Raw genomic sequence first — 25,887 nt, forward strand, 5'->3', positions numbered from 1 at the left:
CAAACATCTTCATTAGTTGAGCTTTCATAGCACTTCCACCTTTTGATATTTTTCACCTGACACACATGTAAATAGTATGTATGTTTTTACTTTCATACAACTCTATCAAATCCATTAAAACAGTTTTATTTTTTAAATTCAACCGAAAAGTATTTTCATTATTTTCCCATAAACTAAACGAGATAAGCTGCTATAAGGTTTAAATCAAAAAAGAAAATTGAAATGATTTTTTACGAGTTTAATATCTTGACGAAAAAATATTTCAGGAATAAGATATGTTACATAAAGTAACGAGTGAAAGAAAAGTTACTTTTAAAAGATTATATTTTTCCTAACAGGAGGAAGAGATATGGAAGCGATGACTTTTGTTTTATTCGGTTCAACAGGTGATTTAGCGAAACGCAAAATTTATCCTGCACTCTATAATTTATTTGTAGACGGGAAAATCCCTAAATCAATTTCTGTTGTGGGATTAGGCAGAAGGGAGATGTCCGATGCTGATTTTCAGAAAAAAGTAAAAGAATCTATTCATACTTTTTCACGTCGCATCGAAAAAGATTCATCTCTTATGGAGCATTTTCTTTCAGCTTTTCGCTACAGCCAATTGGATGCAACGAATGCTGAAGACTATAAAAGTGTGTTAAATCTAGTAGAAGCACGAGAAGCAGAACTAAATATTCCAAGCAACCGAATGTTTTATCTCTCCGTTGCACCAGAATTTTTCGGTACGATCGCCGAGCATATTAAAAACAGTGGCTTAGGTGCTACAAAAAGTTGGAAACGGTTAATTATTGAAAAACCATTTGGTCATGATCTACAGTCAGCTCGTCAATTAAACGAAAACTTAAGCAAAGCGTTTAAAGAAGAAGAGATTTACCGCATTGACCACTATCTTGGCAAGTCGATGGTGCAAAATTTAGAAGCGCTGGAATTCGCTAATCCTATTCTTCAATCATTATGGAATAACGAACATATTGCGAATATACAAATTACAGCAAGTGAAACGGTCGGTGTAGAGGAAAGAGCAAGCTATTATGACCATTCAGGAGCCATTCGAGATATGGTTCAAAATCACATGCTGCAAATGCTGATGATGACGGCTATGCACCTACCGGCTCGCATTAGCGCTGATGATATTCGAAACGAAAAAATAAATGTGTTAAAAGCGCTTCGTCCGCTTGTGAAAGAAGATATGGATCTAGACGTTGTTCGCGGTCAATATGAGGCCGGAAAAATAAACGGGTCTTCAGTAGAGAGCTACGTAAATGAGCCGGGCGTATCACCATCTTCTCAGACGGACACGTTTTTAGCAGCCAGACTATATATCGATAATTCGCTTTGGAAAGGCGTTCCTTTCTACATTCGTACAGGGAAAAGAATGGCGGAAAAAGCGACGCGAATTGTTATTGAATTCAAAGACTCGTTAAAAGAGTTGTACTTAGACAAAGGAGAAACAACATCTCCAAACCTGTTGATCATTGAAATTAACCCGCATGAAAATATTACGCTGCAGTTGAACAGCAAAAACCCATTTAATCATGGTCATATTGAGCCTGTACAAATTAATTTTTCAGGTCAGCAAGAAGGAGCACCTGAAGCATATGAACGCCTTATTGCAGATGCATGTGCCGGAGATTCTACATTTTTTGCTCATTGGAAAGAAGTAGAGCTAGCTTGGGAATGGGTTCAGCCGCTTCTTGAAGCGTTTGAGGAAAATACAGTGCCGCTTTATAAATATGCAGCTGGTTCACACGGCCCTGATGCATCACATGCACTTTTAGAAAAAGACGGTTTTAAATGGTGGCTGGATGAAGAAACATCGCGCCGATCACGCGAAGTACAGCCAGTTTAATACAAACAAAGCGAAAGAAGGATGACACATGAGTACCAACATAGACACACTTGCAGTTAATACGATTCGCACCCTGTCAATCGATGCGGTGAACGCAGCCAATTCAGGCCACCCCGGGCTTCCAATGGGAGCTGCTCCGATGACCTATGCGCTATGGGCGAATCACTTACAGCATAATCCGGCAAATTCAAGCTGGTTTAACCGAGATCGTTTTATCTTATCAGCCGGTCATGGCTCAAGCTTGCTGTATAGCATGCTTCATTTAAGCGGATACAATGTATCAATAGAAGATTTAAAAAGCTTTCGCAAGCTAAACAGTAAAACACCGGGACATCCTGAATTTGGCCATACGGACGGCGTGGAAGCCACAACAGGTCCTTTAGGTCAAGGAGTTGCAAATGCAGTCGGAATGGCAATGGCAGAAGCTCATTTAGCGGCAAAATTTAACCAGTCAAAATTCCCAGTCATTGATCACTATACGTATACGTTAGTAGGCGATGGTGACTTGATGGAAGGCATTTCTTATGAAGCAATGTCCATGGCTGGCCATATGAAGCTCGGTAAACTTATCGCTTTATATGACTCCAACGATATTTCGTTAGACGGGGAATTAAATCTTTCGTTTAGTGAAAATATCCAGAAAAGAGCGGAATCTGCAAACTGGCAGTATTTGCGTGTAGAAGATGGAAATAACGTAGATGAAGTCACAAAAGCCATCGAAAAAGCGAAGCAGAACACCGAGCAGCCAACGCTTATTGAAGTGAGAACAATTATTGGCTACGGAAGTCCAAAAGTAGCGGGAACAAATAAAGCACACGGTAATCCGCTTGGAGAAGAAGAAGCAAAAGCAACAAAACAAGCCTACGGCTGGAAAGCTGAAGAAAACTTCTATGTTCCAGAAGAAGTAAAAGCCCATTTTGAAAAGCTAGAAGAAAAAGGGATGAAAGCAGAAGCAGAGTGGAACGAGCTGTTTGCTTCTTACCAAAAAGAATACCCTATGCTCGCTGATGAATTAGAACGTGCCATCACAGGCGAAGCGTTAATTGAAGTGAATGATATTTTAACATTCTCATCAGAAAAAGCGATTTCGACTCGTGTTGCAAGCGGAGAAGCTATTAATTATTTCACTAAATCTGTGCCATCTATTTTTGGAGGCAGCGCTGATTTATCGCATTCCACGATGACGGACATTAAAGAAGAAGGCCCTTACGCACCAGGATATTTCGGAAATCGAAATATTTATTTCGGCGTACGTGAACATGCAATGGGAGCGGCCGGAAATGGAATGGCCCTTCACGGCGGTGTGAAGCCGTTTGTCAGCACATTCTTTGTTTTTAATGATTACTTGCGTCCAGCGATTCGTTTGGCTGCACTGCAAAAGCTGCCGGTCACGTATGTGTTTACTCATGATTCCATAGCAGTAGGAGAAGATGGACCGACTCATGAGCCCGTTGAACATTTAGCTTCTCTTCGTGCAATTCCCGGGCTTACCGTAATCCGTCCGTCTGATGCAAACGAAACAGCTAGCGCTTGGGCTTATGCGCTTCAGCAAGCGGAAGGTCCTGTAGCCTTAGTGCTTAGCCGTCAAAACTTGCTTGTGTTTGAAGAAACAAAACAAAATATCAACGACCTAGCTAAAGGAGCTTACGTATTAACCGAAACAAACGATAAGCCGGAGCTGATTTTCATCGCTACAGGTTCTGAAGTAGCACTAGCGATCAGTGCTAAAACTCAGCTAGAACGTGAAGGTACATCTGTTCGAGTTGTAGCAATGCCTAGCTGGGAGCTGTTTAACAAACAGTCAAAAGAGTATCAAGAGCGCATCTTGCCTGAATCTGTTTCAAAACGAATCTCTCTAGAAATGGGAATTTCACTTGGCTGGGAACGCTTTGTAGGACCAAAAGGAAAAGTGATAGCAGTTGACACATTCGGTGCTTCAGGAACGGGAGCTGATGTGATGAAGCTGTTTGGATTTACAGAAGAAAACGTAGTGGCACAAGCAAAAGAATTGCTAAAGGCTTAAATAAGAAGATAAATAGAAGGAGCTGTTCACATGAAAGTAGGATTAGTTGGTTTAGGGAAAATGGGGATTAACTTAGGACAAAACTTATTGGATCAGCGTCATGACGTTGTAGCATTTGACGTAAATTCAAACGCAGTGGAACAAATGAAAGGGTACGGTGCGTCAGGAGTATCAAGCTTACAGGAGCTTGTTCAGTCACTAGAAACACCAAGAGTTGTATGGCTGATGGTTCCTCATACGGTTGTTGATTTTGTTATTAGTGAAGTGAAGCCTCTTTTAGCTGAAGGAGATATCGTAATTGAAGCCGGAAACTCTCATTACAAAGAGTCTATTCGACGCTATAACGAGTTAAAAGAAAACAAAATCCGCTTTATGGACGTTGGAACATCTGGCGGGATGGAAGGCGCTCGTAACGGAGCTTGTTATATGATTGGCGGAGATCGTGAAGCGTGGGAAATTGTTGAACCTATCTTCCGCGATACAGCAGTAGAAAACGGATATCTATACGCTGGTGAAGCAGGCAGCGGCCACTTTTTAAAAATGGTTCATAACGGCATTGAATACGGCATGATGGCTGCAATCGGAGAAGGATTTGAAGTTCTTGAAAAAAGCCAGTTCGACTATGATTACGAAAAAGTGGCGAGAGTATGGAACAATGGATCTGTTATTCGTTCATGGCTAATGGAATTAACAGAAAATGCATTCTCTAAAGATGCTAAGCTAGATGACATCAAAGGAGTTATGAACTCTTCTGGTGAAGGGAAATGGACGGTAGAAACCGCTCTAGACCTTCAAACAGCTACGCCGGTTATTGCAATGTCTTTACTGATGCGCTATCGCTCGCTTGAAGATGATACCTTTACAGGAAAGGTAGTTTCCGCACTTCGAAATGAGTTTGGCGGTCATGCTGTGGAAAAGAAATAGCAAGTGAAATAGTGGGTATAGTAAAAAAAACTAATGGAGGAATGAAAAAATGAAATTTTTTATTGATACTGCAAACCTTGACGATATTAAAAAAGCATACAAAGTGGGCGTTTTATCTGGCGTCACAACAAACCCTTCTCTTGTTGCAAAAGAAGGCGTAAAGTTTGAAGATCGTATTGAAGAAATTTTAAAAACTGTTCCAGAAGTAGAATCCGTTTCAGCAGAAGTGACGCCGGATGCCGAAACAGCAGAAGACATGATTGCGCAAGCAGAAGAACTAATCAAAATTAATGGCGGGGATCAAAATATTACGATTAAGCTTCCAATGACAATCGCTGGATTAGAAGCGACTCGCTACCTTGCTAAAAAAGGTGTAAAAACAAACGTAACGCTTATTTTCACTGTGAACCAAGCGCTTTTAGCAGCTCGTGCAGGTGCAACATATGTATCTCCATTCCTTGGTCGCCTTGATGATATTTCAGAAGACGGCGTACAGCTTGTGGCTAAAATTGCCGAGTTGTTCCGCATTCAAAATATTGACTCTCAAATCATTGCGGCTTCTGTAAGACATCCGGATCACGTTACACGCGTAGCCCTTGCCGGAGCTCATATTGCAACGATTCCATATTCAGTAATCGAGCAGCTTGTTAAACATCCTTTAACCGAACAAGGAATCGAAAAATTTGCGGCTGATTGGAAAAATGCTGTTCAAAATTAAGTAAAAGATAAAGAACGTGCGCATTCTAGAAAAAGAATGCACCCGTTCTCTCATAATATCCTTAAAGAGGTAAACACCATGAATACAGTAGATGCTAAGATGATTAAAACCCAATACGGTTCAGAGGTTTATGTAGATGATGTAGAACATATTAACTTTAAAAGCCTTCATGCGCCGAAAGTTAACCAGCCGCTCTATCGCATTGAATTTGAAATTGGCTACTTTTTATTAAAAGAACACAGATATTACGAGTACGAAAAAAACTATTTTTGGCTTGCAGTAAGCGAAGATTTTAGTAAGCTAATTATTCAAGAACCTGATATGGAAAGCTTATTTGGAGCTAAAAGCGAAGAAGAAAGAAAGGCGACAAAAGAGCTTTTAAGTCAGTGGCTCATTCATACAGAGGCTTATAAAAAGCAATTAAATCAGCATATTAATGACTGCAAGAAAAGTAATAAGACAAATGAGAGCATAACGGCTGTTTTAGAAAAGCTGCTGAATATTTCAGCAGCAGACATTGAACAAGCCCCGATTGAGAAATTAGCTGCCTCACGATCAGTTTAACTTAAAAAAGTAGGTAGGCATTCATAGCTGCACTTGAAAAAGATGCTTCGTTTAAAACGCGAAGCATCTTTTTTTCAGTTTCAACTATTTAACTCTTTAAAATTCCTATGTTAAAACGACTCTATTACTTATTTCGCTAAAGCCCCCGTTACTTGAATAACTTATACCAGTATAAAGTGGTTCCAATAGTAGGATTATATGACTGCTTTAGTGTGTCAACTCCACCTAGTATGAATCCTTGTTTTACATAAAATCTGCATGCACCAAGATTATCATCTTGTGCTTCCAAGGACATTCCTATAAGTTTTCTTTGTTTTGCCCACTCTTCTGCTTTATTTAAGAGAAACTTTCCAACTCCGCTGCCTCTATAGTCTTTTTTAGTAGCAATGTTTTCAATATAACAGAAGCGATTCCAATCCTTAATTATTCTAATCTGTCCTATGCAAGTATTATTCATATAAGCTAAAAACAAAGCTTTATCCTCTCGGTTTATATATTGGCTCCAATCAAGTTTGTCATCTGGAAAACGTGTTTCTCTAGCTTCATCAAAAAGAACTTCTTTATAAGACCACCTTCCTGATTGTAAACTGGGGACAACTCTGCCATATAGCTTAAAATAATCATTTGTCATATTGATATCCTCTATTAAGTCATTATTTAATGGAGAAATAATGAGTTTACTTTCACTGCCCAATAGTACACACTTCCTTTTATGATGTTTTGAAAATATTTTATTTAAGGATAAATAAACCCTATCTTATTCAATATGACTGCCCGTTAGCTGAATAAGCCTTTCTTTATACAATACTATAAAAAGGAAATTTTCCCTTGCTATAATTAAAAGCAGCAATCCTTACAAAAAGCACCTTAGGAAAATAAAGGATAGTAATAAAAACGACACAATTGTCGTTTTTACATTGACGAATCAATTCCAGGAGGTTACATTATATTAAAACGACAACATTGTCGTTTTAATATAAGGAGGCTGAAATGATGCTTATTACGATGTTAACAACGGGAACGCGGGGAGACACCCAGCCTTTTATGGCTTTAGGATTAGAGCTAAAAAAGAAAGGATACCGTGTACGAATTGCGGCTTCAGAAGCTTATCAAAACTTCATAAAATCGTATGGATTCGAATATGCCATGCTTCGAGGAGATGTTTCTAAAATTATAGAGAGCGGAGCAGCAGACGACGCGATTAATGCAGACAATCCTCTCAAATTTTTTTCAAGCTTAAAAAATGAAAAGATGATGGGTATGATGATGAATATACAAGAAGATTTGCACAAAGCATGCAAAGGAGCCGATGCAATTGTATATCATCCAGGTGCGGCAATTGGTTACTTTGCTGCTAAAGAGATGAATATACCAAGCATTCTAGCCAGCCCTTTTCCAATGACACCAACAAAAGACTATCCAGCTTTAATTTTTTATGATCGACCACGATTTGGAAAAATATATAATAAGCTGACGCATCGTATTTTTGAATGGGGATTTTGGAAAGTAGTAAATGGTCCTTTAAAAAAATATTGGGTTCAGCAGCATGGAACAGGACCTAACGATTTTTCATGCCCGTATCCAAAGCAGCGTACAGCAGCTAACCCAACCATTATTTCGTCAAGTCCCACTGTATTTTCCGTATCTAAAGATTGGCCTGAACACGTTCATTCCTACGGAAATTGGTTTATGGACAGTGACCATAGCTATCAGCCGGAAGAGAAGCTGGAAAGGTTTTTAAAGGCTGGAGAACCGCCAGTTTATATTGGATTTGGAAGTGTTGGTGATAAAAAAAACGCAGGCGAAACGACTGCTTTAGTGATTAAAGCCTTAAAACTTGCCGGGAAACGAGGTATCATCAATACAGGAGGAAGCGGAATGAATCACACAGAAGAGATAGCAGAAGACATTTTATTTGTAAAAGATATTCCTCATGAGTGGCTGTTTCCTAAAATGTCTGCCGTTGTTCATCATGGAGGAGCAGGAACAACAGCCGAAGGCCTCCGAGCTGGTGTTCCAAGTATTATTGTTCCTTATGGAAATGACCAATTCGCTTGGGGAAGAAAAATTCACGAGCTAGGAGCTGGAGCAAAAGCCATTCCGAGAAAAGAATTGACGGCTGAAAAATTATCCGCGGCCATTTCCTGTACGCAAGTTAATGAAATTCGATCCAGAGCACAAGAAATCGGAAAACAAATCCGAGCTGAAAAAGGAGCTGAAAAAGCAGCTCAGGTTATTATTGATGCACTCGAGACATTCGAAAATAAATAAAAAAGTAAGCGAGCGTGAAAAAATGCCAAAAGTAAGGGAAGGATACGCTGAAAAAAAGAAGCAAGAGATTTTAGAAGCAGCCAAAAGAGTATGCAAGAGCAAACCGGTGCATGATGTAGCCATGCGAGATATCGTTTTGGAAGCTGGAATGAGTCAGGGAGGCGTGTACAAATATTTTTCAAACCTTGATGAAGTATTTGTTGGACTTCTTAATCAAGAAAGCGTCAGCTATAAAGTAAAAGATAAAATTCAAGCCCTACTTCAGACAAAAAAAGATTCCTTTGAAATGTTGCATGATTTTATTATGTATATTGGAGAGCATATCCAAGAATCGATGACAGCAGGAGGAGAAATTTACTTTGAACTAGTAGCGTTGTATTCAAAAGACCCTCAGCGTTTTATGAAAATTGAAGATCAGCTAGTTGAAGTCTCTAACCTTAAATATATTCAAAAAAAGCTTCACGACTTTATTACGCAGCAAATAGAAGTAAAGAATTTCTCTCCGGCTGTACCAACAGATGATCTGCTAGCTTTTATGGCTACAACGATCAACGGAATTACACAAAATCCAGCGCCGGTTTACAACGTCGATGAAAAGAAACAAGTTGCTGAGGCGGCAAACGTAGAACGGCATGTCAATACGCTTTCAATAGCCGTTCGAAAGCTATTAGGAGAATAAGTACAGCTGTAATATTAAAATGCATCTTATAATATTGCTAGCAGCGTTAAGTATATTTTTTAAAAAGATTTTTTCACTTCTCCGTCTCCTTTGAATAGTTTTGCAAAAATTAAGCATAATACGACTGCAAACTATATTTAAGGAGATGGAAAAAATGAAAAAAGGGCTTATCATTGCTTCTTCAGTTCTTTTTCTTTCCGGCTTAGCTGCATGTGGAGGAAATAAAGACAATAACGCAATGGACAATACTCAAAATGACTTACGCAACACTTCTACAAACGATGGAGTTAATAACAATATCCCAATGGATAACACTGATCAGCCGACAAAGTCAGTTGAAGCAGCACAAAATGTAGAAGATATGAAGGAAGTTGACGATGCATATGTGCTTCGCGATAATAATAACGCGTATGTAACGGTAGACCTAGCTGGAAATGACGCAGCGGACAACAATGATAACGGCAAGGTGAACACCGTAACGTATAACGGCGATACTTATCATGAAGTTTCAACTGATTTTGAGCAAAAAATTGCAGACCGCGTAAGAGAAGCAGATAGTAAAATCGACAAAGTATACGTGGCGTTTGTAAACACGGGCTTAGACAATATGAACAACAACAATAACGTACCTGGCGTAGATAAAAATGACAAGATGTATCGAGATGATGAAAAAGACAACAACCGTGATCCAGAAGATATTGTAGAAGATCCAAAAGATATGATGGACCGTAACAACAAAGATCAATAACATCAAAAAGGCCTCTGAATCATCAGAGGCCTTTGGTTCATTAACTAAGTTCAAGTAAAGAAATAAAAATCGGAAGAACACAGCAAGAAACGGCTGAAATAAAATCAAGCTCGTTCTGTTTTTTTGCAGAAAGCGTGAACTCCATCAAAATAATTGTCAGGATACTCATGAAAAGCGTTGCATAAAAAAGAAAATCGCGCTGACTTTCCACTAAAAACAACACCGCATTTAAAATCAAAATAACGGCATAAAGAAACTTAAGCAGCAAGTGAAGCTGCATGCTGAATTTATTCTCTTGTTTGTAGCGCAAGATATAAACAAAAAAGAAAATAAATAAAGTTAATTGCCATGAGGCAGGGAGTAGCTGCTGCCATAGATTGTCCAAGAAACTCATTCCTCCTATAAAACGATGATGCATATATGTAACACACACGTTTTTATTTTAAAAGTGAAGAGTATCTTTAGGCAAGAGCAATTTTTCATTTTTTATAGACTTTTAATATAAAAAAAGAAAGGTCATCACGACCATTCTTTTTACTTCACTTCAATTAAAACCTTCGTACCGTCAGGAAACTCGTCTACTTGATGGGAGATCCAAGACCCGGCGCCTCGGTTGTCTGAAGGCTTTACATATTCAATATCAGCACCGCTTCCGCCTTCTTCACAAAAGGCCATCGGAAACTCATCTCGGTCATAGCCGCTTTTAGTCGGAATACCTTTTAAAGACTCACGGCGGTTTTCCTCAGCCCCGTCTCGGTCAATTGTACAAACAGCCGATTTTCCTTTATCGATTGCATGTTGAATGTGCGCTGCAGTTTCAGGATAACGATCAGCAGGGAAGGTAATTACTTCATCGTAGGAGGTATTCGTTGAAGAGTTCTGCTCTAACGGATTTCCTTCAATCATAACAATAACGGCTAATACTAAAATTAAAATACCAGAAACAATTTTTTTCAATCTGTAAAACTCCTTTATAAAACGTTTATCACTTTTATTTTAAAGTAATAAGAAAAAAATGTAAAAACATATAATGGAACTAGTCAAAATTCATAAGAAAAATATAAGCTCACGTACAGTCGCTGAACGTGAGCTTATGTCTAATGATGAGAGTGATGATGATGCGTTTCGTTTTCAGCTGGCTGCAGTGAACGTAATTCTTCTTTCGATAATTCGCCTACTGCGACTTGCTGAGTAGGAAGGATGTGTTCACCGCGCGCGTTAATATCCGTTTTAATATAGTAAATACCATCTTCCTTAAAGGTTGCTTTGGCTTTATACATACTGCCGTCATAATGTGCTTTTACTATTTCAACTTTACCGGGAGCATCTTTTTTCCACACTTTAAACTGAACGCTTTTGGCATCATCCACCGTTTTATTTTCTTGCATTACGTGCACTTCTAGTACCTGTGTGCTCCGTGGTTTTATAGTTTCAGGAAGCATCACATGCGCAGACAGAGGCTTTGGCTGCTTGTAGAGCTTGTCTGCGTTACTGTTTACAGAGCACGCGGAAAGTAAAATCGTACTGAGTATGACCAATCCGGGTATTTTCCATTTGTTCATTGTTACTGCACCTCACATCGTTTCATGCATCATGCGTTTAAAAACCGCTTCAATGCTGGAATTCGTTTGATGACAAAGAAATCTAAAAGCCACACGATAACTAAGGACAGTCCGACTAAAGGAAAGACGAGACCAAACACCACGATTATACACGTCACAATGCGCATTGCATTTCCTTCAGGAACTTTAGGAGCGCCTATGTTTTTAGCTGGTTTTCGTTTCCACCACAGTAAGGCTCCGCTGATAGCAATACCAGCAATTCCGATACAAACAATGAGGCCCATAAGCTGATTTATAAACCCAAACTGTGTACCTTTATGAAGCGTAATACCAAGTGCAATCAATTTTCCCATAAATCCATAGTTGTCGTACCGATAATCGGCTAACACAGCGCCGGTGTATTGATCAAGGTGAATGGTTGCTTCATCCTGAGCTCTTGGTGAAAATACAGAGAGCGTATACACGCCTTGAGGTTCTTGCGGAATAGAAATGGTATAGCCGTCGTGCATATGCTGTTCTTTTGCAATATCTACAATGTCATCAAGCGATACTTTTGTATATTGCGAAGCTGTGGAGTTTGGAACTTCTAACGTTTCAGCTCCCCAAGGCACGTCCGCTACATCTTTTGTTTGCACGGTTGAAGTAGGTGCACTGCCTACCCAAATAGACGGAGGGTACCCAACGCCTGCGTTTGTGGCGATTTGCTGAAACGCATTGCCCCACAGTCCTGACCACGGAAGGCCCGTTAGTACGAGAAAAAGCATACCAGCTGAAATCCAAAAGGCCGGTACCGCATGAAGGTCTCGTGCAAGCACGTTTTTACCTTTTGAAAAACGAGGAATCAGCACGCCTTTTATTTTGTCTTTTTTGCGCGGCCACCATAAAAAAGCACCGGTTACAATTAAGACAATCGCCCAGCAGGCCGCAAGTTCTACGATACGATCACCCGCTGTTCCTGCCATTAGCTCTCCGTGAAATTCTTCAATTTGATTCATTAAGCGACTCGAATCATCCAGTTTTCCTACAATGTGACCATTGTGAGGATTAACAAAAATCGTATATGTATGGTCTTTTAATGAGATTCCTACTTCTGAAGAACGAGTGGAGCGCTCACTGGGCTTATACGTCAACACGTCAGCGCCTGGATACTTTTCCTTTACAGCCTGCACTTGTGCTGAAGGGGATGTAGACTGTGATTGAGCTTGAACATGATACAAGTCGTGGTACAGTCTTTCTTCAATTTGAGGCTTGAACAAATACACGCCTCCAGTAACAGCTAATATAAGAAGAAACGGAGTAAACACTAAGCCCGCATAAAAGTGCCAGCGCCATATGGCTTTGTATAGGCCTTGAGAACGCGCCGTGCTTTTTTTAATTGTACTTGTTGTTTCTTCGCGCTTTTCCTGCATCATTTTTTCCTCCTTTTTACTAACGAATGTGCTTTCATTATAGAAGGAAAGGGAGAATTAGCCATCACTCCTGAGAGTGATTGTTGGGACTTATAAGAGGAAGCTGCTAATAAAAAAACAGCTCGTGAAAGCTGTTAGTTCATTAAGCCGTTTTGAAACGCATAGCTTGTCAGCTGCACGCGGTTTTCTAAATGAAGCTTGCTTAAAATATTTTTCAAATGGCTTTTTACCGTGTGTTCAGAAATAAATAACTGCGCGGAGATATCGCGGTTCGACAGTCCTTTAGCCACTAATTGAAGTACTTCAAGCTCTCGTGCAGAAAGGGGAGTGTCGGGTTTTTTTATCGATGTTTCTTGCGGAAACTCTTTTAAAATTTGAAACGCAATTTCCTTTGACATAGGAACTTCATCTAAAGCGAACGCACGCAAATAGTTGTACCACACTTCAGACTGCAGGTTTTTTAACAAATAGCCCTGTGCGCCTTTTTTCAGCGCATCAAATAAATCCGTAATATCGTCTGAAACCGTGATAACCACAATTTTAACGTACGGAAACCGAAGCTTAATTTGTTTTGTCGCTTCCAACCCGTCCATCACAGGCATTCCAATGTCCATTAGTACGATATCGGGCATTAATTTTTCGGTCAGTTCAATGGCTTCTTGCCCGTTGGTTCCTTCGCCAACAATAATAAAATCTTCATATTCTTCTAAAATATCGCGAATGCCTTCTCTCGCATGAGCATGATCATCTACAATCAAAATACGAAACGGCTGCATTTACATAACCCCCTTTTTAATGCTAACAATGGTTTGGTTCTGTTTTCGCTCAATGGAAAAGTCCCAGTTCATGTCCTTCGCACGATCTTTCATAATTTGTAAACCAAGCCCGGCCTTGAGAGATTCGGAAGTAAAACCTATACCGAAATCTGTAATTTCACAAATCCATCCGCCAGCCGTTTCACTGGCTGTAATCCAGATTTTATTTGTTTTTGCATGTTTAATGACGTTCATAGCCGCTTCTTTCACACAGGCAAACAGCTCATTTTTTTCTTTTCTGGACAGCGTTGTTTCTGACAGTCTCCAATCTAAATTTACATCTAGTAAATGAGTATGTGTTAAATCATCGACGTATTGATGAATGCTTTCAGTCCAGCTTTCTGAAGTGTCTAAAGGAGAGTGCTTTAAATTTGTAATTGCTTGGCGCGTATCGTCATGAACATGCTGCAGAGTTTGCTTCATCCGGATAAAATCAGGATCCTGCTCTAATTTGTTTTTTCTTCCGAACTTGTTCATTTTAACAGATAGGAGAAACAGCGACTGTGCAATGCCGTCATGCAGTTCACGAGCTAATTTTTCACGTTCAATAAGTGCTGCTTTCTTTTCTTTTTCTTGTCTTAGTTCCTCTTGCATTTTTTCTAAAATAGAAAATAAATAGCGGACAAATACAAGCGTTACAAAAAAGACAAGGAGCGGAGAAAGCACATTTCCCATATCCATTGAGATGTAAGGGAGCAAAAAGGCATGACGAACGTACTCCCAAAGCGCGATGGTCAGAGTTGGAAGAAGCAAAATCAGCCATTTAATTTGTCTATATTTCACGGTATCCCTTCTTTCGTCCATAAAATGTGTCTATATTTTATCATTTGAGCGGAAAATTACTAGAGGAAAGAAGAGAAATCACTCTTAAGAGTGATTGGTACCACCCCTAGCTGAACGGATAAAAGTAGTGGAAAAAAGTCTCATCTGCAATATCATACAAGAAAAATTTTTGAGTGAATGGTATGCTTAAAAAGCTTAGTATGTGACAAGGAGGGGGCATTGATGACAAAAGAAATTCGCACGGCGCACGTTGACGCCGATTTACATATTGAAGCTTATCGTTTTAAAGGGATTATGCAAAAGTTTCCTGCTCATTTTCACGAGTATTATGTGATTGGATTTATTGAAGAAGGTCAGCGTCATTTAATTTGCCAAGGCAAAGAATACATCATTAATCCAGGAGATTTGCTGCTGTTTAATCCGTATGATGTCCATAGCTGTGAACAAATAGACGGCAAAAAGCTTGATTATCGTTGTATTAACGTGACGCCAGAAGTGATGAAAAAAGCTGTTTTTGACATTAACGGCAGTGAAAGTCTTCCGCGTTTTAACAGCAGCGTGGTGCAAAGAAGTGATGCTGTCTCTAGTTTAAAAGAGCTTCATTTACAAATTTTAAATGGTGAACGGGAGTTTAAGAAAGAAGAGTTATTTTTATATTTGCTAGAAGAACTCATGCAGGATCATTCAAATCTTTCTTTTCTTTCGTCAGCCGTTGACACGTCCCATGAAATCACAACAATCTGCAGCTATTTGGAAGACAACTATACAAACAAGATCACGCTGGATGAGTTAAGTCAGCTAATTGGATGGAGCAAATACCGGCTGCTGCGCTCTTTTACAAAGCAAAAAGGAATCTCTCCATACAGCTACTTGGAAACAATTCGAATCAATCAGGCTAAAAAGCTGCTAGAGCAGGGGAAAAAGCCAATTGACGTATCCTTTCTAACGGGATTCAGTGATCAAAGTCATTTGACTCGATTTTTTAAAAGTCAGGTTGGGCTAACACCAAAACAATACATGAAAATATTTGAAAGTGAAAAGAAAACAGGATGCTAGTAATAGCTTAAAAGGGAGAGAAATACTGTGGATCATTTAGCTGCTTACATGCTGATGGCGCTGGTTATGTCGATGATACCTGGTGCTGATACAATTCTTATCATGAAAAATACGCTTCATCACGGAGCAAAAGCAGGACGTTTTACCATACTCGGCATGGCTACAGGCCTCACGTTTTGGACGTTAATTGCTGTGCTTGGCTTGTCTGTTGCTATTGCGCAGTCGGTGTATCTGTTTAACACGATTAAATACATAGGGGCAGCGTACTTATTTTACTTAGGCATCAGAATATTTCTGACCAAAAATACGCTCTCATTAGAGGCCATTTCAGAAGAAACAAAAACTGTAAAGTCTTCATCTAGTCGCTGCTATAGAGAATCATATATGCAAGGGGCTCTTAGTAATTTTCTTAATCCTAAAACGGTATTAGTTTATATTACGTTTATGCCACAGTTTATTAACTTGGATGCACACACAAATCAACAGCTGCTGATACTCGGTTTTATTCTGACGCTTATAGCGGTAGGGTGGTTTTTAATCTTGGTGTATGTAATAGATTACGTGAAAAAATGGTTTAAAAAACCGGTGTTTCAAAAAGCCTTTCAACGATGCAGTGGCGTGCTGCTGATTGGTTTTGGAATAAGAACAATAGTGTAATCGTAGTTAGTAAGCAAAAAAGCCTTATTGAAAAATAAGGCTTTTTTTTACGTTTAAAAACACGTAAACGAAACAATTTGTCGTGTATCCACACCGAAAATGGTCCAAAAACGTCCGTTCCATCTAAATCCTGCAACCGATCGCGGTCCTACAAAAATAGGAAAATACCAGAAGCTAGAGCCGTTTCTAAGCCATATGAACGTGTTGCGGAATAGACATAGAGAAATGGCTCCTGGGTCAACGGCAAATGGAGTTGCCGTTTGTTGAGCCGGAATAAATGCCGGCGGAGGGGAAGTTGGGGCTTGCTGCGGGCTAGGTGCAGGTAAACCGCCTGGTGGTCTAGGTGGACCGGGCGGGAGTTGAGGTCCAGGAAACCTTGTCGGGTACAAATAAAAATCCATGTAGTTAATGTCCATTTTTTAATCACCTCTATTTTTTATCACTATTTTATAAAGTATGAGAAAACTGCCTAAAGGGATTGGGCAATTACAGCGTTTTTTACATAGGTCTTTTTTATAAAGAAAAGTTTGGTTCCTAAGTCGGAAGTAAATTCCTTCATGAACTCGATAAAAGCTGAATAGGATAAAACAGAGTGTGTTTTTAGAGGAGGACTTTTCATGGATAACAATCCAAAAAAGATGTTTACACCGGTTAAGACCTATCAACCTTTCCACAGTATCTATGATCCTTGCCGGCCGATAGGAGTTAAATATTATTCTACACCGCCTCAATTATACATGGGATTTCAGCCGCCGAATCTGCAGCAGTTTTCACCGAAAGAAGCGCTAAAAAAAGGAACGCTGTGGCCGGCTTTTTGGGACTACTATGAAAATCCATACAAAGATAAGAAGAGGGATGAAGAATGAAAAATCTACCTCCGGAGTACTATCAGGATTTAGAAGAAATACAGGCGATTGATTTTGCACTAGTAGAATTAACGCTGTATTTAGATACCCATCCAAATGACCAGCAGGCTATGCAGCAGTTTAACGAATACGCGCAGCAGGCTATGCAGTTAAAAAGAACCTTTGAAACAAAGTACGGGCCGCTTCAGCAATATGGAAACAGCTATACCGACGGAAAGTGGAGCTGGGGAACAAGCCCTTGGCCATGGCAAATATAAGCAGATAAAGGCGGGAGCTATATGTGGGTGTATGAAAAGAAATTGCAGTATCCAGTGAAAGTAAGCACGTGTAATCCAACGCTTGCCAAATATTTAATGGAACAATACGGGGGAGCGGACGGAGAGCTTGCAGCAGCACTTCGTTATTTGAATCAGCGCTATACAATTCCCGATAAAGTTGTTGGACTGCTAAACGATATTGGAACAGAAGAGTTTGCTCATCTTGAAATGATTGCTACGATGATTTATAAGCTAACAAAAGATGCAACGCCGGAGCAGCTGAAGGCAGCGGGATTAGCAGAACACTATGTGAACCATGATAGTGCACTTTATTACAATAATGCTGCTGGGGTTCCGTTTACAGCTACTTATATACAGGCAAAAGGCGATCCGATTGCAGATCTTTATGAAGACATAGCTGCAGAAGAAAAAGCAAGAGCTACATATCAATGGTTAATTGATATATCAGATGATCCTGATTTAAACGATAGCTTACGATTTTTACGAGAAAGAGAGATTGTTCACTCACAGCGGTTCCGCGAGGCCGTGGAGATTTTAAAAGATGACAGAGACAGGAAGAAAATCTTTTAACGAGCAAAAGGAACATCCCTCTTAGTACAGGAGGGATGTTTTTTATTATGGCAGCGTCGATTATACGCTAGAACTGCAGTGACAAGAAACAACCTTTAATTTCCCTTCAACATCTTTCCAAACTCGCGTATAGCTGTATTCGCCTCCGATCGATTCACCGGTTGCCAGTGCCCCATTCAACGCTATTTTTGTAATCGTAACGGCAAGTTCTTGAAACAGTTTAACTTCTTGTTCCAACACTTCCATGCCCGCTATATCAAGACTTTTTGAACGATGAACATTTATATCTTCTTCTTTTGACAACCATTGCCCAAGGTGATTCACAAAAATAAGCTCATCTGAAAGTAATTCTTCTAATAGCTCTATGTTATTAGAAAGCATGGCTGAGCGAAGCATTTCTTCGTATTCTATAACTCTTGCTTGATTCATTTTTAATCCTCCTTTACGCCTTGTGTAACTCTTTTCTATTTCCACGTTGCTTTTCCTTTAAACTTCTGTCCTTAATAAGTTGTTCTAAATTATGTTAATAGAGGGGATAAGTGGACTAATTTTCTGTAAGCACTAAAGATTCTGAAAGACTCAGTTAATTACCTTTAAATGGTATAAAGTTAGAGTGAAAGAACCTTTTCTTTCCACTTTTCTAGTTATCTTTTTACTATTAAGATGCAGTTTTTTATACTTGTAATTGTAGCGGAATGAACGTTCATTCCGCTTTTGGAAAGAGGTGATAAAGTGGAATCTACTCCAACAAAACAAAAAGCGATTTTTTCTGCTTCGCTTCTGCTGTTTGCAGAAAGAGGGTTTGATGCAACCACGATGCCAATGATTGCAGAAAATGCCAAAGTAGGAGCAGGAACAATTTATCGCTACTTTAAAAATAAAGAAAGCCTTGTAAATGAATTATTTCAACAGCACGTAAACGAGTTTTTACAGTGCATTGAAAGCGGTCTGGCAAACGAAAGAGATGGATACCGAGATGGGTTTCATCATATCTTTGAAGGTATGGTGACATTTACTAAAAATCATCCTCGTGCTCTTGGATTTATTAAAACTCATAGCCAAGGAGCTTTTTTAACGGAAGAGAGCCGCTTCGCATATCAAAAGCTGGTGGAATTTGTTTGCACGTTCTTCAGAGAAGGACAAAAGCAAGGTGTGATTAGAAATCTTCCTGAAAATGCGCTAATTGCTATTTTATTTGGAAGTTTCATGGAAGTATATGAAATGATTGAAAATGACTACTTATCTTTAACTGATGAACTTCTTACTGGTGTAGAAGAGAGTCTGTGGGCAGCACTTAGCAGACAATCATGAAACTTAACAAGTGAAAGAGGGATAACATGACAATTAAAGAAATGCCTCAGCCAAAAACGTTTGGAGAGCTTAAAAATTTACCGTTATTAAACACAGATAAACCGGTTCAAGCTTTGATGAAAATTGCGGATGAATTAGGAGAAATCTTTAAATTCGAGGCGCCTGGCCGTGTAACGCGTTACTTATCAAGTCAGCGTCTAATTAAAGAAGCATGCGATGAATCACGTTTTGATAAAAACTTAAGTCAAGCGCTTAAATTTGTACGTGATTTTGCAGGAGACGGGTTATTTACAAGCTGGACGCACGAAAAAAATTGGAAAAAAGCGCATAATATCTTACTTCCAAGCTTCAGTCAGCAGGCAATGAAAGGCTATCATGCGATGATGGTCGATATCGCCGTGCAGCTTATTCAAAAGTGGGAGCGTCTAAATGCAGATGAGCATATTGAAGTACCGGAAGATATGACGCGTTTAACGCTTGATACAATCGGTCTTTGCGGCTTTAACTACCGCTTTAACAGCTTTTACCGAGATCAGCCGCATCCGTTTATTACGAGTATGGTCCGTGCACTGGATGAATCGATGAACAAGCTGCAGCGAGCAAATCCAGATGACCCAGCTTATGATGAAAACAAGCGCCAGTTTCAAGAAGATATCAAGGTAATGAACAAACTAGTAGATAAAATTATTGCAGATCGCAAAGCAAGCGGTGAACAAAGCGATGATTTGTTAACACATATGCTAAACGGAAAAGATCCAGAAACAGGTGAGCCGCTTGATGACGAGAACATTCGCTATCAAATTATTACATTCTTAATTGCGGGACACGAAACAACAAGCGGTCTTTTATCATTTGCGCTGTATTTCTTAGTGAAAAATCCACATGTATTACAAAAAGCAGCAGAAGAAGCAGCACGAGTTCTAGTAGATCCTGTTCCAAGCTACAAACAAGTCAAACAGCTTAAATATGTGGGCATGGTCTTAAACGAAGCGCTGCGCTTATGGCCAACGGCTCCTGCGTTTTCCCTATATGCAAAAGAAGATACGGTGCTTGGAGGAGAATATCCTTTAGAAAAAGGCGACGAACTAATGGTTCTGATTCCTCAGCTTCACCGTGATAAAACAATTTGGGGAGACGATGTGGAAGAGTTCCGTCCAGAGCGTTTTGAAAATCCAAGTGCGATTCCGCAGCATGCGTTTAAACCGTTTGGAAACGGGCAGCGTGCGTGTATCGGTCAGCAGTTCGCTCTTCATGAAGCAACGCTGGTACTTGGTATGATGCTAAAACACTTTGACTTTGAAGATCATACAAACTACGAGCTGGATATTAAAGAAACTTTAACGTTAAAACCTGAAGGCTTTGTGGTAAAAGCAAAATCGAAAAAAATTCCGCTTGGCGGTATTCCTTCACCTAGCACTGAACAGTCTGCTAAAAAAGTACGCAAAAAGGCAGAAAACGCTCATAATACGCCGCTGCTTGTGCTATACGGTTCAAATATGGGAACAGCTGAAGGAACGGCGCGTGATTTAGCAGATATTGCAATGAGCAAAGGATTCGCACCACAGGTCGCTACCCTTGATTCGCACGCCGGAAATCTTCCCCGCGAAGGAGCTGTATTAATTGTAACGGCGTCTTATAACGGACACCCGCCTGATAACGCAAAGCAATTTGTCGACTGGTTAGACCAAGCGTCTGCTGATGAAGTAAAAGGTGTTCGCTATTCCGTATTTGGATGCGGTGATAAAAACTGGGCGACAACGTATCAAAAAGTGCCTGCTTTTATCGATGAAACGCTTGCCGCTAAAGGGGCAGAAAACATCGCTGACCGCGGTGAAGCAGATGCAAGCGACGACTTTGAAGGCACATATGAAGAATGGCGTGAACATATGTGGAGTGATGTAGCAGCCTACTTTAACCTCGACATTGAAAACAGTGAAGATAATAAATCTACACTTTCACTTCAATTCGTCGACAGCGCCGCGGATATGCCGCTTGCGAAAATGCACGGTGCGTTTTCAGCGAACGTCGTAGCAAGCAAAGAACTTCAACAGCCAGGCAGTGCACGAAGCACGCGTCATCTTGAAATTGAACTTCCAAAAGAAGCTTCTTATCAAGAAGGAGATCATTTAGGCGTTATTCCTCGCAACTATGAAGGAATAGTAAACCGTGTAACAGCAAGGTTCGGCCTAGATGCATCACAGCAAATCCGTCTGGAAGCAGAAGAAGAAAAATTAGCTCATTTGCCACTCGCTAAAACAGTATCAGTAGAAGAGCTTCTGCAATACGTGGAGCTTCAAGATCCTGTTACGCGCACGCAGCTTCGCGCAATGGCTGCTATAACGGTCTGCCCGCCGCATAAAGTAGAGCTTGAAGCCTTGCTTGAAAAGCAAGCCTACAAAGAACAAGTGCTGGCAAAACGTTTAACAATGCTTGAACTGCTTGAAAAATACCCGGCGTGTGAAATGGAATTCAGCGAATTTATCGCCCTTCTGCCAAGCATACGCCCGCGCTATTACTCAATTTCTTCATCACCTCGTGTCGATGAAAAACAAGCAAGCATCACGGTCAGCGTTGTCTCAGGAGAAGCGTGGAGCGGATATGGAGAATATAAAGGAATTGCGTCGAACTATCTTGCCGAGCTGCAAGAAGGAGATACGATTACGTGCTTTATTTCCACACCGCAGTCAGGATTTACGCTGCCAAAAGACCCTGAAACGCCGCTTATCATGGTCGGACCGGGAACAGGCGTCGCGCCGTTTAGAGGTTTCGTGCAGGCTCGCAAACAGCTAAAAGAACAAGGACAGTCGCTTGGAGAAGCGCATTTATACTTCGGCTGCCGTTCACCTCATGAAGACTATCTGTATCAAGAAGAGCTTGAAAACGCCCAAAATGAAGGCATCATTACGCTTCATACCGCTTTTTCTCGCATGCCAAATCAGCCGAAAACATACGTTCAGCACGTGATGGAACAAGACGGCAAGAAATTGATTGAACTTCTTGATCAAGGAGCGCACTTCTATATTTGCGGAGACGGAAGCAAAATGGCACCTGACGTTGAAGCAACGCTTATGAAAAGCTATGCTGACGTTCACCAAGTGAGTGAAGCAGACGCTCGCTTATGGCTGCAGCAGCTAGAAGAAAAAGGCCGATACGCAAAAGACGTGTGGGCTGGGTAAATTAAAAAGAGGCTAGGATAAAAGTAGTTTAGTTGGTTGAAGGAAGATCCGAACGATGAATCGTTCGGATCTTTTTATTGGTAGAGTGAACGTAGATTTCATCTATTTAGTGACTTGTAGCGGTTGATTGGAGTGCAAGGCGAAGTCTTGCAAGAAAATCAACCCCGGTGCATAAAGCGATTTATACGAGTTCATTTCTCCCATTTATTCGTCTTTTGTCCCCACTTCATTTTTATAGCGTCTTAACGTTTCTTCTGCGTGACAGCAGATTTTTTCAATTAGCTTCTGAGGTTCTTCAATAAAAGCATGAGCCCCTAAGGTATAGAAAAAAGAAGCCATGTAATTTATTTCATTTCCATCAGTTATTGTATCGATATAGCCATTCCCATCACGCGCCACCCTCACATGATTTTCAAGCCACGGAACGCCTTTACACTGACGAACGCCTTCGTGTGTCAAGGTTACTTTTAACGAAATCGGCTGTGAGTTTACCGGTTCTGTTTCAAGCCATTCCTTTAACGTAAGAGACATATTTTCGTCTTTTTCTAAAACTTTTAACGAGTGAATACGATCCGCTCGAAATAATAACACTTTTTGCTTATTGAAGGAATAAGCAGGACAGTACCATAAACCGTTATGAGCATAAATTCCAAGGGGTTTGACTTCTTTTCTTGTTTGACCCGCCTTTGAATCATAAAGAAATTCAATATATTTCCCTGCAAGGCTTGCTTCTAAAAGCTCTTTTAAATAAGGAGTGTCAAGGTTTCTTTTAGGATTCCAAAACGCAATATGAGCACTCATTTTATCTACTTTTTTCTTTGTTTCCTCAGACAGGTACACATAAAATTTTTGAAGAGCCGCATGAATTCCTGCATCAAACGGAAGGTCATGATAATACTGCAGAGCTTGATAAGCAAAAAAGATAGAAATAGCTTCTTCTTCCGTAAACAAAATGGGAGGGAGAATACGATTTTTTAGCACTCTGTAACCGCCGCTCCGCCCTTTTTCACTGTAAAGAGGCAGCCCTAATTCACTTAAGTCCAGTAAATAGCGCTGGACGGTCCGCACGGAAAGACCAAATTCCTCCGCTAGTTCTTTTGCCGTAAACGTTCTTTTTGTATTAATAAACATGAGCATATCAACAAGCCGTCTAGACTTAGCCATTTATTTTCACCTTTTTCTTTTAATATGACAAAAAGTGTCGTATTAAGATGATATCATACAGAAACAGTAAAGTTGAAAGGAGAAAAGGGAATGAAGAAAAAAATCGTCGTATATATTGCGGCAAGCTTAGACGGATATATTGCAAGAGAAAACGGAGAGATTGACTGGCTGGAAAGCGTAGAAGGAGAGGGAGACAACGGCTACGAAGCGTTTTATCAAACGTGTGATGCGGTTGTTATGGGAAAAGCTACGTACGACCACGTGCTGAAGCTCACACCTGAGTTTCCGTATCTCGGTAAAAAATGCTACGTGTTTAGCCGCTCAGCTCAAGGAAAAGATCAATATGTCGAGTTTATAAACGAAAGCGTGGCGTTATTTCTCAACAACCTCAGTCAAGAAACTAAAAAAATATGGCTGGTGGGAGGCGCTGATATTCTCGCTGATTTCTTAACAGCAAAGAGGGTGGATGAATTTATTATATCGGTCATTCCCGTTTTGCTTGGGGCTGGTATTCCGCTGTTTAAACGAGGAATTCCCGAAATGAACTTGAAGCTTACCGATATAAAACAGTACGGGCAAATTGCTCAGCTTTATTATGAAAAAGAATAAGCTTTTCGTAATAAAAACTCTTTCTGCAGTGTCAGTGTGCTCATCGTGTATTTAACATCCAGCTATTGTTATTTTAGGGGCAGTGACATCAAGAGCGTCCTTTTTTCATAGTATATTTTTGGGGTGAAAAAATGCCAAGAGTAAATTATCGAGATTCAGACGTTGCTTTAATGGCAAGGATGATGAGAGCAGAAGCTGAAGGCGAAGGAAAACAAGGAATGCTGTATGTTGGAAATGTCATTGTAAATCGTCTTAAAGCAAACTGTTTAGATTTCAAGAATTTAAGATCCGTTCCGCAAGTTATTTATCAGGTGCAGGGAGGCAACTATTCGTTCGAAGCTGTTCAAAAAGGAAACGTATTTTATCAAAGAGCAAGAGGTGTTGAAAAAAGGTTAGCCAAAAAGAATTTGGATTATTGGAGAGAACACCCGGGGAAATATGCACTGTGGTACTTTAATCCATCCGCTCCATGCCCTCCAACCTGGTACGGTCAACCCGCTTCTGGTCAATACAAAAATCACTGTTACTACGAGCCAAAGCCCGGAACATGCGCTAGCGTTTATAACGGATAGATAGCTTAGAAAATATGCTGCATTCTGAAAGTCTGGCCTCAAATCCAAACCTTTAGCTGCAGGTGACAAGGTAGTCGTTCTTCATATAATAAGAGAAAGCCCTCTTTTAATAAAGGGGGCTTTTGCTAATTGATGCATTTCTCATTTTGCTTCAAATTTTATGTTTTTACCAGCAGCAAATTCGGATTGATCCTTCGCTTTTGTATCCTTTACCACCCAGGACGTCTTTACCTTAGCTGCTGATAAAATTTCTTTAATTTGCTTATCGTTTAAGCCTTTCGTATAAAGGACAAATTCTCTTGTATAGATGTTTTTATTTTCTTGCTCTTCATCTGCACCGTTGCCAAACCAATATCTTATTTGCTGATCGTCTTTGATGTTATTAAAAGCTTCTTTATAGTTAGGTAGCTTAACTTGAATATTCGACAGGTAATCCGTGCCGCGTAAGGTAAGGGTCATATGTACTTTGTGAAAATCTTCTTTTGAAGGGCTTGTTAACCCTGATGTTCCAACTTCACTAAATTCTTTTTTCGTCAGCGGTTTAACTGTAGTAGAAACAGAAACTTTTGGATCTGAATTATTTGTCACAACGTCTGCGGTACTGCAGGCACCTAAAATGAACAGCGTTAAAAGAGTATAGACTACTCCAAATGCTCTTTTCTTCATGCTCGTTCTCCTTTGTAATTGATAGATAATGGTACTCATTCGCTATGTTCATTGTATTTACCTCCATTTGTTTCAATGTCATGATTAATGAAGAAGAACCAAAAGAGAAATGCCGAAGCATTTCTCTTTTGGTTCTATGAATCTGGATTAAGCGAAGTATGCGTATACTCGGGCATACGCTCTTCTTTTTCCGTTAGCTGAGTATCGGGGCTTTGCTGCTCTTGTGAAATAGGAGACAGGGTAGATTTTTGTTCAGGGTTCATGTTTGTTATTCCTCCTTATATAAAGTGAGCTGTTAATCAAGCGAAAGCAAATCATCTTGAATTCGCTGCGTTAAAGATGCCACTTGCTGCGTTAAACTGTCATTTTCCGCCTGGAGTTTTTGATAAGACTGATTTGCTTTTGAACATAGGTAAGGGTCTGTTTCCCACCAGTCCATGCCAATTTCTCTTGCTTTATCAATAGAAGCGACAAGCAGCCGGATTTTGATTGTTAAGAGTTCAACATCAGCAATTTGCACTTTAATATCTCCAGCAATAACAAGACCTTTATCTAATACTTTTTCCAATACTTCTACAATGGTGCCCAGATGCCCGTTATGTTCCGCCGCCATT

The 25,887-nt window shown here is 40.0% G+C and carries 30 protein-coding genes; 17 read left to right on the plus strand and 13 right to left on the minus strand.

Annotated features, from left to right (window positions below):
- The first annotated feature begins 349 nt into the window (after window positions 1–349).
- From zwf to ACFX4R_RS04115, 5 genes are all read left to right on the plus strand, one after another.
- Window positions 350–1,852, plus strand: coding sequence for a glucose-6-phosphate dehydrogenase (gene zwf / locus ACFX4R_RS04095; protein WP_323618189.1), 1,503 nt, complete (start codon window positions 350–352; stop codon window positions 1,850–1,852).
- A 28-nt stretch (window positions 1,853–1,880) separates the two neighbouring features.
- Window positions 1,881–3,875: a transketolase gene (tkt, locus tag ACFX4R_RS04100; protein ID WP_377568928.1), complete on the plus strand. Its 1,995-nt coding sequence runs from the start codon at window positions 1,881–1,883 to the stop codon at window positions 3,873–3,875.
- A gap of 30 nt (window positions 3,876–3,905) precedes the next feature.
- Window positions 3,906–4,799, plus strand: a complete 894-nt coding sequence (gnd, locus tag ACFX4R_RS04105) for a phosphogluconate dehydrogenase (NAD(+)-dependent, decarboxylating) (protein WP_162214590.1) — start codon at window positions 3,906–3,908, stop codon at window positions 4,797–4,799.
- A 49-nt stretch (window positions 4,800–4,848) separates the two neighbouring features.
- The gene (fsa, locus tag ACFX4R_RS04110) at window positions 4,849–5,517 is read left to right on the plus strand and encodes a fructose-6-phosphate aldolase (protein WP_014459236.1); all 669 of its coding nucleotides are present in this window, start codon (window positions 4,849–4,851) and stop codon (window positions 5,515–5,517) included.
- 78 nt (window positions 5,518–5,595) lie between these two features.
- The gene (locus ACFX4R_RS04115; RefSeq protein ID WP_043981373.1) at window positions 5,596–6,081 is read left to right on the plus strand and encodes a hypothetical protein; all 486 of its coding nucleotides are present in this window, start codon (window positions 5,596–5,598) and stop codon (window positions 6,079–6,081) included.
- Between the two features lie 148 nt (window positions 6,082–6,229).
- On the opposite strand, the gene ACFX4R_RS04120 is transcribed toward ACFX4R_RS04115, so the two are convergent.
- A complete protein-coding gene (locus ACFX4R_RS04120; RefSeq protein ID WP_060745312.1) occupies window positions 6,230–6,775 on the minus strand; it encodes a GNAT family N-acetyltransferase in 546 nt (181 codons plus the stop codon).
- Window positions 6,776–7,074: 299 nt separating this feature from the next.
- On the opposite strand from ACFX4R_RS04120, the gene ACFX4R_RS04125 reads away from it, so the two are divergent.
- From ACFX4R_RS04125 to ACFX4R_RS04135, 3 genes are all read left to right on the plus strand, one after another.
- Window positions 7,075–8,352 carry a glycosyltransferase gene (locus ACFX4R_RS04125; protein WP_097823067.1) on the plus strand — a complete coding sequence of 426 codons (1,278 nt, stop codon included), beginning with the start codon at window positions 7,075–7,077 and terminating at the stop codon, window positions 8,350–8,352.
- A gap of 22 nt (window positions 8,353–8,374) precedes the next feature.
- Window positions 8,375–9,031, plus strand: a complete 657-nt coding sequence (locus ACFX4R_RS04130; RefSeq protein WP_237074381.1) for a TetR/AcrR family transcriptional regulator — start codon at window positions 8,375–8,377, stop codon at window positions 9,029–9,031.
- Between the two features lie 154 nt (window positions 9,032–9,185).
- Window positions 9,186–9,779, plus strand: coding sequence for a hypothetical protein (locus tag ACFX4R_RS04135; protein ID WP_097822801.1), 594 nt, complete (start codon window positions 9,186–9,188; stop codon window positions 9,777–9,779).
- A 40-nt stretch (window positions 9,780–9,819) separates the two neighbouring features.
- Here ACFX4R_RS04135 and ACFX4R_RS04140 read toward each other — a convergent pair whose 3' ends face one another.
- The 6 genes from ACFX4R_RS04140 to ACFX4R_RS04165 all read right to left on the minus strand — a co-directional run bounded on the left by ACFX4R_RS04140 (window position 9,820) and on the right by ACFX4R_RS04165 (window position 14,348).
- Complete coding sequence (locus ACFX4R_RS04140; protein WP_025751033.1) at window positions 9,820–10,164, minus strand: DUF1516 family protein; 345 nt, start codon at window positions 10,162–10,164, stop codon at window positions 9,820–9,822.
- A gap of 149 nt (window positions 10,165–10,313) precedes the next feature.
- Window positions 10,314–10,736: a NucA/NucB deoxyribonuclease domain-containing protein gene (locus ACFX4R_RS04145; RefSeq protein ID WP_013057949.1), complete on the minus strand. Its 423-nt coding sequence runs from the start codon at window positions 10,734–10,736 to the stop codon at window positions 10,314–10,316.
- A 140-nt stretch (window positions 10,737–10,876) separates the two neighbouring features.
- Window positions 10,877–11,341: a FixH family protein gene (locus ACFX4R_RS04150; protein ID WP_043981377.1), complete on the minus strand. Its 465-nt coding sequence runs from the start codon at window positions 11,339–11,341 to the stop codon at window positions 10,877–10,879.
- Between the two features lie 29 nt (window positions 11,342–11,370).
- On the minus strand, window positions 11,371–12,753 hold the full coding sequence (locus ACFX4R_RS04155) for a PepSY-associated TM helix domain-containing protein (protein ID WP_237074382.1): 1,383 nt from the start codon (window positions 12,751–12,753) through the stop codon (window positions 11,371–11,373).
- Window positions 12,754–12,884: 131 nt separating this feature from the next.
- Window positions 12,885–13,526 carry a response regulator gene (locus ACFX4R_RS04160; RefSeq protein ID WP_043981379.1) on the minus strand — a complete coding sequence of 214 codons (642 nt, stop codon included), beginning with the start codon at window positions 13,524–13,526 and terminating at the stop codon, window positions 12,885–12,887.
- Window positions 13,527–14,348 carry a sensor histidine kinase gene (locus ACFX4R_RS04165; protein ID WP_377568935.1) on the minus strand — a complete coding sequence of 274 codons (822 nt, stop codon included), beginning with the start codon at window positions 14,346–14,348 and terminating at the stop codon, window positions 13,527–13,529.
- Between the two features lie 222 nt (window positions 14,349–14,570).
- Here ACFX4R_RS04165 and ACFX4R_RS04170 point away from each other — a divergent pair, with 222 nt between their 5' ends.
- Both ACFX4R_RS04170 and ACFX4R_RS04175 read left to right on the plus strand, forming a co-directional pair.
- A complete protein-coding gene (locus ACFX4R_RS04170) occupies window positions 14,571–15,404 on the plus strand; it encodes an AraC family ligand binding domain-containing protein (protein ID WP_043981381.1) in 834 nt (277 codons plus the stop codon).
- Window positions 15,405–15,431: 27 nt separating this feature from the next.
- Window positions 15,432–16,061, plus strand: a complete 630-nt coding sequence (locus tag ACFX4R_RS04175) for a LysE family translocator (protein ID WP_043981382.1) — start codon at window positions 15,432–15,434, stop codon at window positions 16,059–16,061.
- A 53-nt stretch (window positions 16,062–16,114) separates the two neighbouring features.
- On the opposite strand, the gene ACFX4R_RS04180 is transcribed toward ACFX4R_RS04175, so the two are convergent.
- A complete protein-coding gene (locus tag ACFX4R_RS04180) occupies window positions 16,115–16,477 on the minus strand; it encodes a hypothetical protein (RefSeq protein WP_043981383.1) in 363 nt (120 codons plus the stop codon).
- A gap of 201 nt (window positions 16,478–16,678) precedes the next feature.
- Here ACFX4R_RS04180 and ACFX4R_RS04185 point away from each other — a divergent pair, with 201 nt between their 5' ends.
- From ACFX4R_RS04185 to cotJC, 3 genes are read left to right on the plus strand one after another with little or no spacing between them, the layout of a single operon-like run.
- Window positions 16,679–16,927: a spore coat associated protein CotJA gene (locus tag ACFX4R_RS04185; protein ID WP_013057939.1), complete on the plus strand. Its 249-nt coding sequence runs from the start codon at window positions 16,679–16,681 to the stop codon at window positions 16,925–16,927.
- Window positions 16,924–17,184 (plus strand): spore coat protein CotJB, encoded by a 261-nt coding sequence (locus ACFX4R_RS04190; protein WP_028409289.1) that lies wholly within the window; start codon window positions 16,924–16,926, stop codon window positions 17,182–17,184. The genes ACFX4R_RS04185 and ACFX4R_RS04190 overlap by 4 nt, the downstream gene beginning before the upstream one ends.
- Window positions 17,185–17,205: 21 nt before the next feature.
- On the plus strand, window positions 17,206–17,775 hold the full coding sequence (gene cotJC / locus ACFX4R_RS04195) for a spore coat protein CotJC (RefSeq protein WP_013083974.1): 570 nt from the start codon (window positions 17,206–17,208) through the stop codon (window positions 17,773–17,775).
- A 60-nt stretch (window positions 17,776–17,835) separates the two neighbouring features.
- Here cotJC and ACFX4R_RS04200 read toward each other — a convergent pair whose 3' ends face one another.
- The gene (locus ACFX4R_RS04200; protein ID WP_043981384.1) at window positions 17,836–18,204 is read right to left on the minus strand and encodes a nuclear transport factor 2 family protein; all 369 of its coding nucleotides are present in this window, start codon (window positions 18,202–18,204) and stop codon (window positions 17,836–17,838) included.
- Between the two features lie 303 nt (window positions 18,205–18,507).
- On the opposite strand from ACFX4R_RS04200, the gene ACFX4R_RS04205 reads away from it, so the two are divergent.
- Together ACFX4R_RS04205 and ACFX4R_RS04210 are read left to right on the plus strand one after the other, a co-directional pair.
- The gene (locus tag ACFX4R_RS04205; RefSeq protein WP_043981385.1) at window positions 18,508–19,086 is read left to right on the plus strand and encodes a TetR/AcrR family transcriptional regulator; all 579 of its coding nucleotides are present in this window, start codon (window positions 18,508–18,510) and stop codon (window positions 19,084–19,086) included.
- Between the two features lie 26 nt (window positions 19,087–19,112).
- Entirely contained in the window at window positions 19,113–22,262 is a 3,150-nt protein-coding gene (locus ACFX4R_RS04210; protein ID WP_043981386.1) for a bifunctional cytochrome P450/NADPH--P450 reductase, read from the plus strand.
- Between the two features lie 204 nt (window positions 22,263–22,466).
- Here the strand turns inward: ACFX4R_RS04210 and ACFX4R_RS04215 are convergent, their stop codons facing one another.
- Entirely contained in the window at window positions 22,467–23,426 is a 960-nt protein-coding gene (locus tag ACFX4R_RS04215) for a helix-turn-helix transcriptional regulator (RefSeq protein ID WP_162214581.1), read from the minus strand.
- Window positions 23,427–23,516: 90 nt separating this feature from the next.
- Between ACFX4R_RS04215 and ACFX4R_RS04220 the strand changes: the two genes are divergently transcribed.
- Together ACFX4R_RS04220 and ACFX4R_RS04225 are read left to right on the plus strand one after the other, a co-directional pair.
- A complete protein-coding gene (locus ACFX4R_RS04220) occupies window positions 23,517–24,035 on the plus strand; it encodes a dihydrofolate reductase family protein (RefSeq protein WP_025751048.1) in 519 nt (172 codons plus the stop codon).
- Between the two features lie 131 nt (window positions 24,036–24,166).
- Entirely contained in the window at window positions 24,167–24,607 is a 441-nt protein-coding gene (locus ACFX4R_RS04225; RefSeq protein ID WP_013083968.1) for a cell wall hydrolase, read from the plus strand.
- A gap of 141 nt (window positions 24,608–24,748) precedes the next feature.
- Here ACFX4R_RS04225 and ACFX4R_RS04230 read toward each other — a convergent pair whose 3' ends face one another.
- From ACFX4R_RS04230 to ACFX4R_RS04240, 3 genes are all read right to left on the minus strand, one after another.
- Window positions 24,749–25,273 (minus strand): hypothetical protein, encoded by a 525-nt coding sequence (locus ACFX4R_RS04230; RefSeq protein WP_377568940.1) that lies wholly within the window; start codon window positions 25,271–25,273, stop codon window positions 24,749–24,751.
- A 134-nt stretch (window positions 25,274–25,407) separates the two neighbouring features.
- On the minus strand, window positions 25,408–25,536 hold the full coding sequence (locus ACFX4R_RS04235; RefSeq protein WP_013083966.1) for a hypothetical protein: 129 nt from the start codon (window positions 25,534–25,536) through the stop codon (window positions 25,408–25,410).
- 32 nt (window positions 25,537–25,568) lie between these two features.
- Window positions 25,569–25,886 (minus strand): gas vesicle protein, encoded by a 318-nt coding sequence (locus ACFX4R_RS04240; RefSeq protein WP_016764858.1) that lies wholly within the window; start codon window positions 25,884–25,886, stop codon window positions 25,569–25,571.
- Window position 25,887: the final 1 nt, after the last annotated feature.

This window comes from Priestia sp. YIM B13490, assembly GCF_042787735.1.
Classification (GTDB): domain Bacteria; phylum Bacillota; class Bacilli; order Bacillales; family Bacillaceae_H; genus Priestia; species Priestia megaterium.